The following is a 15,078-nucleotide window of genomic DNA, read 5'->3' as shown; positions in this document are numbered from 1 at the left end:
AAACACAGTAATCCGATCAATTTCCGGAATTGAACACAACCAAATCAGAAAACAGACAGGGTAAGTTATGACCAGACGGTTTTTAATCCTGCTTACAGCCCTACTGGTAACGACTCAGTTACCGGCCGTTACCCATCCCAAACTGGTGACTCCATCGAATGGAAAAGTGTTGTCAACCAACATGCCGATTCTGAGTTGGACACCGGTTTCCTGTGACCGTTACGAGGTTTTTATCAATGACCGGTTAATGGCAGCATTGCCTTCTGCCGATCATTCCACGGTGCCCTTTGCGTTGTCATTTGGCACACACCGGTGGAAAGTGGTGGCCGTTACCGGAGACAAACGCATCCAGTCAGAGACTTTCACCTTTACAGTGGATGACCTGCCGCTCTCTGAGGTCCCTTCCACTGCCACCTTGCTTCGGTACAACTGGCGGGTTGCACCGGTTTCTGAAATATCCGTTTCCGGTATGGAACTCACGACCACTGACTTCACCGGGAAAGAATGGCAGCCAACCACCCTTCCGGCAACGGTCCTGACGGCTTATGTTCGAAACGGTGTGTATCCGAATCCGGTTATTGGGATGAACAATATGCTGATTCCCGATATGAATGATGATTATAACCGGGAAAACGGCTTACTGAAATACAGTCACCTGCCGGGAAAAAATCCATGGAACCGGCCTTACTGGTATGTGACCTCGTTTGACTGGTCTGGCGGACAGCCCGGAAAACGCTTCTGGCTGAACCTGGGAGAAATCAATTATAAAGCCGGAATCTGGCTCAACGGTACACAAATCGCGGGTCCTGAAGAGCTCATTGGAATGGAAAGAACATTCCGGATTGAGGTGACTGCTTTGCTGAAACCGGGTGAAAAAAACAGGATGGCCATCATGATCTGGCCTCCCGACCAACCGGGTAAACCGGCTCCTGATCCGGTTACTCCGCTGGCCGATCCCGGAACCAACATGGCAGATGGGATGATCAGTAAGAATTATACCAAATGGGATGTTTTGGGGTGGGATTGGCAACCGCCGGTTCGTGACCGTGACATGGGTATCACTGAGGATGTATGGATTGACAGCAGCGATGATCTGCTGCTGGAAGATTTGTACGTGACCTCCCGGCTATTTCTTCCGGATACCAACCGCGCTGATCTGATGGTATCGGCCCGTCTGGTTAATGCCGGGAAAACCGCTCTTGCCGGAAATGTGAATCTGACTGTAACAGGACCGGGGCTCGCACTGATGGTTTCTGCACCCTATTCTGTCAGCCCGGGAGAAAGCAAAACAGTTGAATTTTTTCCCTCTGACTTTCCCTCGCTGAAACTGAAGGGAATCAGGCTTTGGTGGCCTGCCGGATATGGAGGACAACCCCTTTATCATGTCAGTCTGGATGCACGGACCACAACAGGTGATCAGGCCACTGTTTCTCATCGGTATGGATTCCGGCAGGTGGAAACCTTTATCGGAAGGAAGGAACGGGTTTTCAGGATCAATGGACGGGATATTTATCTGAAAGGTGGCAATTGGGTCATTGATATGATGCTCAACTGGACGGCCTCCCGATACCGTCATGAAATTGAACTAACGAAACATGCCAATCTGAATATTCTTCGTGTATGGGGACCCACCGGCGTGGCGCCGAAACCATTTTATCAGGCAGCGGATGAAATGGGAATTCTGCTCTGGCAGGATTTTCTGAATGACTTCTGGGGAACGTTTAAAAACACACCCGGGTACCAACCCGACGAGTCGTTATTTAAAACAGCCACAACCGGCATAGTGAGAAAATACCGCAACCACCCTTCACTGATCATGTGGTGCGGTGGAAATGAAGGTCCGAATCCGAGAGAGGACCTGATAGTGAATACGATTCTGAAACAGGAAGATTCCCGTTCTGGCCGTTTTTATCTGAAACAATCCGATGGGGATGGATTGCATGGTGGCGGACCGTATCACACCATGGAACCCTGGCAGTATTTTATCCACCCGAAACTGAACGGTTTTTCAAGTGAAATTGGTCCCAGTGGACTCCCTGAAGTGGAGCAGGTCAGACGTTTCATGCCGGAAAGGGGACAGAACTGGTTACCGGGCAGATTTCCGCTGGATGGTACCTGGGCTTTCCATGATGCCAATGACTGGCCGGGTGAGGATACGCGAAAATTCACCGCATATGATAACCAGTTAAGACACTATTACGGTTCGCCAGACACCTCGAACGCCGAAGCCGGGTTTGCCGATTACATCCGCAAGGCTCAGATCATCAACTATGATGTTTACAGGGCGTCGATTGAATCCATCAACCGGCAGTTGTGGTCGAACTCGAGCGGGATTCTTCTGTGGAAATCCAATTCGAGCTGGCCAAGTCTTGCCTGGCAGATTTATGACTGGTATCTGCATGCTCATGCCGGATTTTATGCAACCCGGCTTGCAGCGGGTATGCAGCATATCCAGTTAAACAGAGATGACCGTTCTGTCTCCTGGCTGAATGGTTCCGGGTCACCAGCCAATCCGGTTGAGATTACGGCCACCGGTTATACTAAGGATGCAAAACCAGTATGGAACAAACAGGTGTCGGTTCGGGTGAATTCGAATGGTGTGACCCTTACCGGAATCACCATTCCGGAACAGCAGGAGATAACCTGGTTGAAACTCACCGGTACCGGAGAGAACAAATTGGTACTTGCTCAGAATTTTTACTGGCTCGATCCCAAAAATGATTTCAGGTTCCTGGCTGTCCTGCCTGAACCAACCATCTCGATGAACGTAGCGAAGACCCGGACAGCCGATGAAAACCATTATCAGGTGACACTCACCAATACGGGAAAAACCGTTGCATTTATGGCTCGCCTTCAGGTGGTCAGTGCAGAAAGTGATGTTGAATTCACTCCTGTTTTCTGGTCTGATAATTACCTGTGCTTACTTCCGGGTGAAAGAAAAACAGTAACGGCAAGGATCTATCACGCAGACCAGACCGCCGATGCCAGAATCCGGCTGACCATGGTGGGTACAAACCGGGTCTGGTATCAATAAATGAAAAGGAAACGGTCGGGTATGAAACCATTTTTTAAAACCATTTTACTGTTGGGCGGAGTGCTTCTATCCTCCGGACTTCATTCTCAGCCTTTGGTGAATCCCAACGCTACACCGGCTGCGAAGGACCTTAAAAAATTCCTCGATATGGTTTATGGTCATAAAATAATTGCCGGGCAGATGGATGAAGGGTATCTGCAGTACATCAGGGATAACACCGGTGGAAAAGAACCAGCCATGATGGGATATGATTTTAACGGCCTTTCACCCGGGCAGGGCGGAAACAACGATGCAGCCAAGGCCATTAAATGGGTCAAGGAAAAAGGTGGCATTGCCCAGTTTCAATGGCATTGGAATTCGCCGGATGGGAAAGGGGATTTTTATTATAAAAATTTTGACCTGACCGCTGCACTGGCAGATACCGGCAGCGCCAATTACAAGGCCATCATCCGGGATATTGACCGGGTGGCAGTGGAAATGAAGAAAATGCAGGATGCGGGCATCGCCATTCTCTGGCGGCCTCTGCATGAAGCCGAAGGAGCCTGGTTCTGGTGGGGAATGTCTGGCGGAGAGTCCTGTAAAAAACTCTGGAATCTGATATACGACCGGCATACCCATTACCACAAACTGAACAATCTGATCTGGGTCTGGACCAGTTACGGGACGACCAAGCCCAACTGGTATCCGGGCGATTCAACCGTTGACCTGATTGTCTGGGACTATCCTGATTATGGGACCAATGGCAGCTGGAAACAGTACAACCAATTATTTGGTGGCAAGGGGAAATTGTTTGGAATCGGTGAGGATGGAACACTGACCAATCCGGATATTTTAACCACCCAGGGCTGGCTGTATTTTCTCACCTGGGCGTACATGGTACTCGATACCGATCAGCATAAGGATGGAAAAAATTCACGTGACTGGCTGAATCAGGTTTATAACGATCCCAGGGTCATCACCCTCGACCGCATGTCCTTCGGTCCGCAGGCTGTTGTGACCGGAAGTAAACTTCTGTTCGATTTCGATGGGGATGGAAAGGAACTGGTAAAACTGAAAGGGTCGTCAAGCTTCACCAATCGAGGGAAAATCACCCACTATGAATGGCGTCTGAATGGTGATTTGCTTTCCGAAACCGACAGCATTGCAATCGAATTGCCTCTTGGGTCCCATTCGTTCACCTTATCGGTCACCACCGATAGTCTTGAAACACATGATGTGACGCATGAAGTCCTCATCCGCACACCCTCCCTTTTTCTGAATAAAACGGCCCGCGCTTCTTCGGTGGATATTCTGACCGGCTCTCATGCAAATCTGGCAACCGACGGATTGCTTTCCACACGATGGCTCAGTGCCGACCGCGATCCACAGTGGCTGGCCGTTGACCTGGGTACTCCTCACCGGATCACCTCGGTCCGGATTTATTGGTCTGCCGGCTCTGCAAAATCATACCGGATCGATATGTCCAATGATGCAGTGAAATGGACCACGGTACGCACCTTTACCGATCAGCCAGCAGGTGAACGCACCGATTCGGTCAACCAGTTATTGGGAGGTGGGCGCTATGTCAGAGTCTGGGGAATTTCACGGAATGGCACCGGATACGGAATCCGTGAAATCGAAGCCTCCGGACAAGCCGATCCTGATGTGGTACCGGTCCCGGAAGGTACCCAGACCGGTATTGATGACCACGATCCCGGTGTACCCAACCGGTTCCGTACGGGACATGCTTACCCGAATCCGTTTAATCCCGAAACGACCATTCCTGTTTTTTTACCGGAAGCAGGAATGGTTTCCTTTCAGATTGTTAATCTGATTGGACAAACCGTTCATCAATCCGATTACTTCCTTCCGGCCGGGGAATCCTTTTTTCCGGTGAAGGCAACGACTTTTTCAACCGGGATTTATTTGTGGCAAATGACATTCCGGGATCAAACATCCGGTGGTCGCTTTTTTCTTCTCCGCTGATACCAGTGACGTTTTTGAATGTAAAAGGAAAAATGAAAATGTTCCGTAAATCCCAGTCAGGATTTTTCCTGCTAGTCGCATCCGTACTGATATTCAATTCACCGATTGCAGGGCAACCGGAATGGCGTCCCTGGGGAAATATGAAGGGAATCCGGATAGACGGTGAGTTGATTCCATTTGAAACTTCTCTGCGTTTTATCAACAGCAATTGGACCGGATACACTTCAACGGAAAAGTACAATTGGGAAGGCAACCAGACATACAACGTATTTCAGAACAAACGGGAAGTATCTCACAAACTTCTCAACCTTCCGGTTTCCTTTTCCACCATCATGGTAGATGAAGGTCGTGGGCTTGCCAGTCAGACATTTAAAGTATCCGCAGAATCCTCCGCTGAGGGCAGCGGGTTGTATTACTGCATCGAGTTTCCGTACCAGGTGTTACAGTCGGGAGAAATTCAATTTCTGAGCAACGGGAAAAAAGCCAGCAGTTTGTTTCTTTCCGAAAAAAACAAAGCTGGAAATCAGGCAATTGATTCACGGGTGGCCGATCAGGTGCTTATCACCACTAAAACGAGAACCTGGAAAATTAACATTGATAAGGCCAGAACGGTTATTCTGAAAAAACAATTTATCAGCACGCCGCATCATGTGAATGATCCGTGGCCCACTCAGCAGTTTGCAATAACAAGCTCATTGCAAAAAACAGCTGACTATCAGCTTTATATTGAAATCAGAAATGGATCATTGACCCCAGGATTTTCAGATTCCCTGTCTGTGCAGATCGAATGCACAAGTACCAATAAGCCGGGACCCGTATCCATCCGGCTGAATCCAGAATTACCCGGAAGATCTTTCGATGGAATCAGTGGAAATTACCGGTGGCAATTTCCTGATAAAGACCCTGCAGTGATCGATTATCTGCTGGATAGTTTACGGGTGACCTGGGGGCGGATTAACTTCTCCTGGAATGAATGGCAACCCGGGGAAAACACAAACCCGGTTCAAAAAGCCGAATCAGGATCACTAAGTGCCAATTTTTACAAGCAGCAGGAATTGGCAAAAAAACTGGCCGCCCGGGGAATTCCGGTCATTGTGTCGGTCTGGTGGGCACCGGAATGGGCCATTGACAGAAACCGTCCCGCCCCAAAGGGGTACTTTCTGGATACCAATAAACTGGATAAAATTCAGGAATCGATCTCATCCTACCTTTTCTGGCTGAAGAGAACGTATGGAGTCGAGGCCCGGTTGTTTTCATTCAATGAACCCGATTATGGTGTTGATGTCAGACACACAGCCAAAGACCACGAGGTTTTATACCGTTCAATCGGTCTTCACTTCGCCTCGGTTGGTCTTCCAACCAAAATGTTGCTGGCTGATACCGGTGCTTGTACCGATTATGCACTGTCCTTACTGGATTCGGTTAAAAAGGATCCCGACCTGCACCGCTTTGCCGGTGCCATTGCCTTTCATTCCTATCATGGCAATACGAATGATGATTTAAAGAAATGGGTCGCCGTTGCAAAGTTGGTTAATCTGCCCCTGATGCTTACAGAAGGTGGAACCAATTCAGCTGCACACCGGTATCCGATGGTTTTTCTGGAGCCCTGGTTTCAGCTGGATGAAATTGATATGTACATCCGGACAGGGAATATCGCCCAACCCCAGACCCTGATGCCCTGGCAGTTGACCTCGGATTATTCGGTTCTTACCGGGAACGGCTTGTATAACGATCACGGACCTCTTCGCCCCACACAACGGTTCTGGAATCTCCGCCAATTGGGCTCTTCCCCGGCGGGGTCCTTTTGGATTCCCGCAGAATCTTCCGATTCAACCGTAACCGTTGCTGCCAATGCAAGTCTTTCAAAACAGATATGGACCATTCATCTGGTTAACAGCGGACCCGAACGACCCATCCAACTGGCAGGACTTCCGGCTGAAGTGACTTCTTTACAAGTCTTTGTCACCACTGCTGAAAAAGGAATGGAACCATCAAAACCAGTCATCATCCGCAATGGAAAGGCAGAATTTAGTATTCCGGCTCTTTCATACTGCACGTTGCAGAGTTCGGGGCAACCGGGTAAATAGGAGGAATGGGCAGTTTTCTTCCTTTTTCCGAATAGGAAAACAACCAGAGGCCCCGTACTTTTTCTTGTTGGTAACCAGAATCCGGATAGGCGAAAACGCACAAAAGGGCCTATCAAAATGATACAGTCCTGATTGGCTGATTCAATCCGGAAGGTTCTTCCAAAAACGATTACGCTGCATGAACGTCAAGGCGATTTCAACCAATAATCAGGTTAAACCCATGAAATACACACTACTGACAGTTCTCCTGTCGATTTTCCTCATGTCTGAAGGCCACGCTGAAAAATGGAAACTCTTTTACCTGGGAGGTCAGTCCAACATGGAAGGGTTCGGAAAGGTGGCTGACTTGCCCGATTCCCTGAAAAAAACGCTATCGGATGTCTGGATTTTTCAATCGACCATGCAAAATGATCAGGCGCCAGTGAATGGAACAGGAAAATGGGTGCAACTTCAGCCTGGCCATGGTTCGGGTTATGGCTGGAACGGAAGTCATCAGTACTCGGATAAGTTTGGGATGGAGCTCACTTTCGGTCGCGAATTAAACAGGTTGCTTCCCGGCCAGAAAATGGCCCTGATCAAATATCCGAAAGGGGGAAGTTCACTCGATACCAATGCAGCCTCCACCTGGGGATGCTGGGATCCCGATTACCGCCAGGGAAATGGCAACAATCAGTACGATCATTTTCTTGCAACCTTACGGAATGGACTTTCGGTAGCTGATATCAATGGAGACGGGGAACCGGATACACTGATTCCCGCCGGCATTATCTGGATGCAGGGTGAAAGTGATGCCGCCTTTACAGAAGAGATAGCCAACCGATACCAGACTCATCTGAAGCGGATGATGGATCTGTTTCGTGCATCGCTTCGTACCGATGACCTTCCGGTGGTGATCATCCGCATTTCAGAGTCCCATCAGCATGAATCGGGTAAGGTCTGGAAGTGGGGCGATGTGGTCCGTGAGGCTCAGAAACGGTATGTGGAATCGGACCGGCATGCCGTTCTCGTTACCACGACCGATTCCTATGGCTATTCCGATCCTTACCATTACGATTCGCCTGCCTATCTGGATATGGGAATTCAGGCGGCGCGTGCATGGAATTCCATTAACCCATCAAAATAATTACGGCACCAGATCCATGAATCGTCTTTCCAGTTTTGGTTTCACCTTCCTTTTTGTCAGCTTTTTCGGTTCTGCAATGGCAGAGGATTTTCTGATTACCCGGTTTGGTGCAAAATCAGATGGAACAACCATCAACACCAAAGCTATTCAGAAAGCAATTGACAGTTGTTCATCAGGTGGCGGCGGTCGGGTTGTAGTTCCTACCGGGGTTTTTATGACAGGGACTCTGAATCTGAAAAGTCATGTCAATCTGGTACTTGAAGCCGGATCGGTTCTTCGGGGGAGCCCAGACCTGAACGACTATCAGTGGGTGGATCAACCCGGATTCGGAAAAACGTATTTTGGAATACTTTATACGAGGAAGGCAGTTGGTGTAACCATCAGCGGAACGGGTGAAATTGATGGCAATGAGGCGGCCTTTTTCGACTGGACCCGGGCAAAGAGTATTGAATGGGGCGGCACCATTCATACCAGACAAAAGGAGGGCTTCCGGAAGGTTGAAAGTGGAATTGGAGACGGCCCCGTGGTACCCAGGGACCGTCCCAGACAACTTGTGATTTTTTCTGAATGTAATCGGCTGACCATCCGTGATGTATCCATAAACAGGGCTCCATTCTGGACCCTCCACCTTGCCGATTGTGACGATGCAACCATTGCGGGCATCCGGATTCATACCAGTCCGCTCACGCCAAACAGTGATGGACTCGATCTGACTTCCTGTTCCAACATACGGGTTTCTGACTGCGATATACGAACGGGTGATGATGCCATAGCAATTACCGGGTATGCGCATCATTTTGAACTTCCCGGCTTCTCTGGAATCAGAAGGATATCTGAAAACATTACCATTTCCAATTGTACTCTTCAGTCCAGTTCAAGTGGTATCAGAATCGGATTTCTTGATCAGAATACCATCCGCAATGTACTTATCTCTAATGTGACCATCACCAATTCGAATCGGGGTATCGGAATTTTTCTCAGGGATGAAGGATCCATTGAGAATGTGGTGGTTACCAATACCGTTATTGATACGAGGTTATTCACCGGCGACTGGTGGGGAAATGGCGAGCCGATACATGTTTCCGCAGTCCGAGGAAAAGAGTCTGTCCGTTTGGGACAAATCAGGAATATCACCTTCCGCGATGTCACCTGCACAGGTGAATCGGGTCTGTTACTTTTTGGATCAGAGGAGAGTCCGCTTGATCGTATCCGATTCGAGAATGTTTCATTCCGCTGGAAAGACAGTCAACTTGCATCATCTGCAGGCGGAAACATCGATTTGCGCGGTTGTATGGGAGAGATGCAGTTATTTGAATCCGATTTACCTGGTCTTTTGATCAAACATGCAAGCCGTGTTTACCTGTCGGGTTTTTCTCTTGAATGGCCAGGCACCCTTCAACCATGGATGACACATGGTGTTGAGGCAACAAAGGTTCAGGGATTGATCATGGAACAATCGGTCACTCCGGCTTCCTCAAAAGAGTATCTCCCGGTTAAAACATCCGATGTCTCCGGTATGGTAATTCGCTGAAAAGTTTTATCATTATGATAAAACTTTTCCCCCCTTTATAATTCTGATAATCCGGCCCTGCTGAGTCTTCCCGGTAAAAACCGCTTTTAATCCCACATTTCCTGTTTGGTACAATCCTTGCAGTTTGTACGGCTGTCTGTTTGGGGAGAATGCATGAACAACCGTATCGGGACCCTGCTGTTGATCGGCCTGCTGGCATGTGCCGGGTGTTCGGAACCAGTTTCCACGGTTAAACCTGGTTTCATCACGGTTTCCGGTACCGGTTTTTTCCTGGATGGAAAACCCTACCGGTTTGCAGGAGCCAATCTGTGGTATGGCGCATGGCTGGGGCAGGAGAGTCCGGCCGGTAACCGTGATCGTCTGATCAGGGAACTGGATCTTCTTTCTGCAAACGGAATGACCAACCTACGTATTCTTGCTTCGGCAGAAGCAGCTTCACATCAGAAATCAGTAAAGCCAGTCTTTCAGCCTGCAGCCGGTGTATTTAACGACAGCCTTGCCATTGGTCTCGATTTTCTTCTTTCAGAAATGGGAAAGCGAAACATGAAGGCCGTCCTTTACCTCACCAATTATTGGGAGTGGTCGGGTGGAATGGCTGTTTACAACGAATGGACCGGGGCCGGGCACATGCCAGATCCTTCACTCGGTGACTGGCGCGGATTCATGAATTTTTCTGCTGGCTTTTATTCCAATCCGCAGGCTCAGCAATTATACAGGGCAACCATTGACCGGCTGGTTGGCCGCGTGAATTCGATAACCGGACTTCCATACAAAGACGATCCGGTGATCATGGCCTGGCAACTGGCCAACGAACCCAGACCGGGCACCGATCAGGATGGCAGTGTGAATGTTCCTTCCTATGTAAAATGGATTGATGAGACTGCCCGTTACATCAAAACCCTTGATCCGAATCATCTGGTCTCAACCGGGTCGGAAGGCACGGTGGGATCGATTCTGCGTGAAGATGTTTTCCTCGATGCACACGATTCGCCCGCCATCGATTATGCCACCCTTCATTTGTGGGCCAAAAACTGGGGTTGGTATAAAAAAGACAGTATGGAAACCACGTTTCCGCGAACCAGGGAACGGGCCGCTGACTACATCAATTCGCATATTGCCATGGCACGGAAACTCAACAAACCACTTGTTCTCGAAGAATTTGGTTTGGGTCGTGATGGAGAACTCACCGGGTTGGGTACCCCGGTAACCTATCGTGATCAATACTTTTATTTCATTTTCAACCTGATTGAAGACAGTCTCGAAACCGGATCCCCTCTGGCCGGAACCAATATCTGGGCCTGGGGAGGAGTGGCGTCGGCAACTCGTCCGGATGCCATCTGGAAACCCGGTGATCCGTTTGTGGGCGACCCTCCGCAGGAACCCCAGGGTTTGAACTCGGTATTTGCCGGAGATGAATCCACCCTTCAGTTAATCCTGAACCACAGTAAACGGTTAGAATCTTTTCCCCGGCAGCGATAGCAAATGAGATGGATTGCTGCTGCCGGTTTGTTGATCGCGATGTTCATCAGCGGATGTTCAACCCCTCCGGTAACCTCCTCCCGGGGCCGGTTGGATATCCGGCTGGTGGATTCTCTTTCCACCCCCGAAACCCGATACCTGTTTCAAAATCTCACAAACCTGCAGGGTAAAGCCATATTGGTTGGTCACCAGGATCCGACTGCATACGGAGTCGGATGGAAGGGAGTGCCTGATCAGTCCGACTGGAAGCTGGTAACCCGATCCCATCCGGCCGTTTATGGCTGGGATTTTGCCGGCATTGCATCTGGCAGGGATACCGCATCAGCCGGTCAACTGAAAACACTGGTCAGACAGGCCTGGAATGCAGGCGGGGTCAATATTTTCTGCTGGCATAACGGAAATCCCGTCACTGGTGGCAGTTTTTACGATACCACGCTGGCGGTAAAAGCCATTCTGAAAGGCGGAAGCCATCACGATCAATACCGTCAGCAACTGGACCGGATTGCAGCCTGGGTTCTCCAGTTGAAAACGGAGGGTGGAACTCCCATTCCGGTCATCTTCAGACCGTATCATGAAATGGATGGAAACTGGTTCTGGTGGGGAGCCCGTTTTTGCACACCGGAAGAGTTTAAACAACTATGGCATGAAACGGTCACCTACCTGAGGGATATCAGGGAAGTGCATCAGTTTCTGTATGCATTCAGTCCGGATTGCCGCTTTAACTCTGAAGAAGACTACCTTGAGCGCTACCCGGGCGATGATTTGACCGATCTGATTGGTATGGATAATTACTGGGATTTCGGACCAGATGGGGCGGGGCTGGAAGGTGTTAGGAAAAAACTCAGAATACTTTCGAGGATTGCAGAGGAACGTGGAAAACTTGCCGCGTTGACCGAGACCGGATTGGAAGGAATTCCCGATTCAACCTGGTTTACACAAACCTTGTATCCGCAAATCACATCAGAGTCGGTTGCCATTTCTTTTGTCATGTTCTGGCGAAACGCCGATAAAAAGCACCACTATGTTCCGTATCCGGGCCATCGGGCCTCTGCCGATTTTATCAGGCTGATGCAAAAACCCGATATACTGAATGGTTCCGAAGTACCGCGCCTTTATCAACCTCCCGGTCACTGACTTATCTGATGGAGAAATCACCTGTATGTTATCCGCAAAAAAATCCTCCCGTATGTACCGGTATTTTTCAGCGCTTCTGATGTCGCTGGCCGCCGGACTGACTGCCTGCTCGCCCGATCCAATCGTTTCTACCATTTCCCGTCAGGAACTGACCATCGGTTGGGAATTCCGGATGGAAAGTGATTCATCCTGGCTTCCTGCCACGGTTCCTGGTTCTGTTCATACCGATTTACTGTCTGCCGGCCGGATTCCCGATCCATTCTTCGGGCTGAATGAAAAGCAACTTCAGTGGATCGGATACCGGAACTGGATTTACCGGACGCAGTTCCGGATTACCACTGAACAGATTGAAGCCGATCATCTGATGCTGGTTTTTAACGGACTGGATACCCATACAGACGTGTTGCTGAATGGAGATACTGTTCTGACTACCGACAACATGTTCCGAACCTGGAAGGTTGACCTGAAACCATTGGTTCGGGTTGGCGAAAATGAACTGCAGATCCGGTTCAGAAATGTATTTGATGAATCCTATCCGAAGTGGAAAACAGCGCCTTTCCGGTTGCAGGCGTTTCCAAACAATGATCAGGCCGATACCATGGTGGCGGTTTATAACCGGAAGGCACAATTTCATTTCGGCTGGGATTGGGGACCACGTTTGGTTACCTCTGGTATCTGGAGGCCGGTTTATATTGAATCCTGGTCCGGATTCCGGGTCGAAAATGTCTATGTAACCACACCGGTTGTTTCCGGGGAAGAGGCAACCATAAAAACAGCGGTCACCATTCAGACCGTCAAACCAGAAACCGTGACCATATCGGTTCAGGTTGATGGAAAGGAACTTGCCACCCGGGAGGCTGACCTGGAACCAGGATCCACCATCCTCAATCTGGATGGTGTACTGGAAAACCCCGATCTGTGGTGGAGCAACGGACTTGGTAAGCCTTCTCTTACCGATCATGTGGTCATTGTGAAAACGAAAACCGGGGTCACCGATGCCCGCAAAACCCGCATTGGCATCCGGTCTCTGGAACTGGTGCGTGAACCCGATTCACTGGGCCGTTCGTTTTTTATCCGGCTTAACGGCAGACCGGTTTTTATGAAAGGAGCGAATTACATTCCACAGGATAATTTCCAGTCACGGGTGACCCGAGACCGGTATGAATCGATTGTTCAGGATGCGGTGGATGCCAATATGAACATGCTCAGGGTGTGGGGGGGAGGAATCTACGAAACCGATGATTTTTATCAGGTTTGCGATGAAAAGGGAATCCTTGTCTGGCAGGATATGATGTTTGCCTGCGGCATGTATCCCGCAGACAGTACGTTCCTGGCCAGTGTACGGCAGGAAGTGATTGACAATGTGACCCGGATCAGAAACCATCCGAGTGTGGCTCTCTACTGCGGAAACAATGAATGCGAGATTTCCTGGAAAGCCTGGGGCTGGAAGGAGAAATACGATGCCGGCACACAGGCCATTTATGAAGCTGATTATGCACGGCTGTTTGATCAGACCATTCCACAAGCCATTGCAGAAGCAGATCCGGCCCGTGCTTACACACCATCCAGTCCGGTGGCTGGTTTTGCTGGCAAGGGATATGAAACCGGTGATATTCATTATTGGGGAGTCTGGCATGGCAAAGAACCGTTCAGCCGGTACCATCAGAATGTTTCCCGGTTCGTCAGCGAATACGGATTCCAGTCTTATCCTGAAATGGCAGCGATTGAAGCCTTCACCAAACCCGAAGACCGGCACCTGCATTCAGAAGTCATGCTGTCTCATCAGCGGTGCATGGCCGATGAACGCCGGGACCGTGAATATGGCAACCGGCTGATTCAGACCTACATGGAACAGGAATACAAGACACCCGCCGATTTTGAATCGTATGTGTATGTGGCCCAGGTACAACAGGCCGAGGGAGTCCGGCAGGCCATTTATGCACATCGGGGAAATCAGCCGTTTTGCATGGGGACATTGTACTGGCAAATCAATGATTGCTGGCCGGTGGCTTCCTGGAGTTCGGTGGACTACTACAGAAACTGGAAGGTGCTTCATTACACAGCCCGTGAATTGTACCGGGAAAATTGTCTCATTCCCCTCCGGCAGGATAGTCTTTTTATTCTGAAAGGCGTGACAGATCGGATGGAACCGATTCAGGGGAATCTGGAGATTGATCTTGTTTCATTTGATGGTGTCAGAGAACAGGTGATCCGGGTTCCGGTAACCCTTAAGGCCAACCAATCCACCGAATTACTCCGTATGTCGGTAAAAGAACTGCTGCGGTCCGCGGACCCCATGTCTGTGGTGGCAGATATCCGTCTGAAATCATCTGCTGGTGACCTGTCTTCGCACCTGTTTTTTACGGAAACGAAAAACATGAAACTGCCCGATCCGGTCATTCAGGCCTTGCTGAACAATGAAGGGAATGGACAGTACTCGGTGGTGGTCAGCTCACCGGTCCTTCTGAGGGCCCTTCTTTTGCAGGTCCCCGGAAAAATGATCCGCTTTTCTGACAACGGGTTCGACTTGCTGCCGGGTGAAAAGAAAACCGTTTTGTTTACATCTGATCTCTCCGAAACGGACCTCAGAGCGCAGTTGCAGTTCCGAACCCTGGCCCAACCCGAAAAACCAATCAGGTTTTAATACCAGGCATTTCTCCAACGATTGATCCTCTCTGATTGACAGATTCCGGCAGGTTGAAAAAGTTACCTGCCGGAATGTTGC

General features: G+C 49.6%; 8 protein-coding genes. All 8 read left to right on the top strand.

The window, feature by feature from the left end; translation table 11 throughout:
* Window positions 1–67 precede the first annotated feature (67 nt).
* The 8 genes from HUU10_02355 (at window position 68) to HUU10_02320 (ending at window position 14,997) form a co-directional block, all read left to right on the top strand.
* Entirely contained in the window at window positions 68–3,034 is a 2,967-nt protein-coding gene (locus HUU10_02355; GenBank protein ID NUQ80427.1) for a hypothetical protein, read from the top strand.
* Window positions 3,035–3,055: 21 nt separating this feature from the next.
* Window positions 3,056–4,999: a discoidin domain-containing protein gene (locus HUU10_02350; protein NUQ80426.1), complete on the top strand. Its 1,944-nt coding sequence runs from the start codon at window positions 3,056–3,058 to the stop codon at window positions 4,997–4,999.
* A gap of 38 nt (window positions 5,000–5,037) precedes the next feature.
* A complete protein-coding gene (locus HUU10_02345; GenBank protein ID NUQ80425.1) occupies window positions 5,038–7,086 on the top strand; it encodes a hypothetical protein in 2,049 nt (682 codons plus the stop codon).
* A 220-nt stretch (window positions 7,087–7,306) separates the two neighbouring features.
* On the top strand, window positions 7,307–8,209 hold the full coding sequence (locus HUU10_02340) for a hypothetical protein (protein ID NUQ80424.1): 903 nt from the start codon (window positions 7,307–7,309) through the stop codon (window positions 8,207–8,209).
* A 16-nt stretch (window positions 8,210–8,225) separates the two neighbouring features.
* Complete coding sequence (locus HUU10_02335) at window positions 8,226–9,740, top strand: right-handed parallel beta-helix repeat-containing protein (GenBank protein ID NUQ80423.1); 1,515 nt, start codon at window positions 8,226–8,228, stop codon at window positions 9,738–9,740.
* 153 nt (window positions 9,741–9,893) lie between these two features.
* Window positions 9,894–11,219 carry a cellulase family glycosylhydrolase gene (locus HUU10_02330; GenBank protein ID NUQ80422.1) on the top strand — a complete coding sequence of 442 codons (1,326 nt, stop codon included), beginning with the start codon at window positions 9,894–9,896 and terminating at the stop codon, window positions 11,217–11,219.
* A 3-nt stretch (window positions 11,220–11,222) separates the two neighbouring features.
* Window positions 11,223–12,353, top strand: coding sequence for a beta-mannosidase (locus HUU10_02325; protein ID NUQ80421.1), 1,131 nt, complete (start codon window positions 11,223–11,225; stop codon window positions 12,351–12,353).
* A gap of 25 nt (window positions 12,354–12,378) precedes the next feature.
* Complete coding sequence (locus HUU10_02320; GenBank protein ID NUQ80420.1) at window positions 12,379–14,997, top strand: glycoside hydrolase family 2 protein; 2,619 nt, start codon at window positions 12,379–12,381, stop codon at window positions 14,995–14,997.
* The last annotated feature ends 81 nt before the right edge of the window (window positions 14,998–15,078 follow it).

The sequence above is a fragment of the Bacteroidota bacterium genome (genome assembly GCA_013360915.1).
Taxonomy (GTDB): domain Bacteria; phylum Bacteroidota; class JABWAT01; order JABWAT01; family JABWAT01; genus JABWAT01.
The sequence above is the reverse complement of the archived record's forward strand: the minus strand, read 5'-3'. Positions and strand labels throughout refer to the sequence as shown.

What these genes read in the sequence shown, in the direction of transcription:
- HUU10_02355 (NUQ80427.1), top strand. Translation starts at nt 68, where the DNA reads ATGACCAGACGGTTTTTAATCCTGCTTACAGCCCTACTGGTAACGACT.
- HUU10_02350 (NUQ80426.1), top strand. Translation starts at nt 3,056, where the DNA reads ATGAAACCATTTTTTAAAACCATTTTACTGTTGGGCGGAGTGCTTCTA.
- HUU10_02345 (NUQ80425.1), top strand. Translation starts at nt 5,038, where the DNA reads ATGTTCCGTAAATCCCAGTCAGGATTTTTCCTGCTAGTCGCATCCGTA.
- HUU10_02340 (NUQ80424.1), top strand. Translation starts at nt 7,307, where the DNA reads ATGAAATACACACTACTGACAGTTCTCCTGTCGATTTTCCTCATGTCT.
- HUU10_02335 (NUQ80423.1), top strand. Translation starts at nt 8,226, where the DNA reads ATGAATCGTCTTTCCAGTTTTGGTTTCACCTTCCTTTTTGTCAGCTTT.
- HUU10_02330 (NUQ80422.1), top strand. Translation starts at nt 9,894, where the DNA reads ATGAACAACCGTATCGGGACCCTGCTGTTGATCGGCCTGCTGGCATGT.
- HUU10_02325 (NUQ80421.1), top strand. Translation starts at nt 11,223, where the DNA reads ATGAGATGGATTGCTGCTGCCGGTTTGTTGATCGCGATGTTCATCAGC.
- HUU10_02320 (NUQ80420.1), top strand. Translation starts at nt 12,379, where the DNA reads ATGTTATCCGCAAAAAAATCCTCCCGTATGTACCGGTATTTTTCAGCG.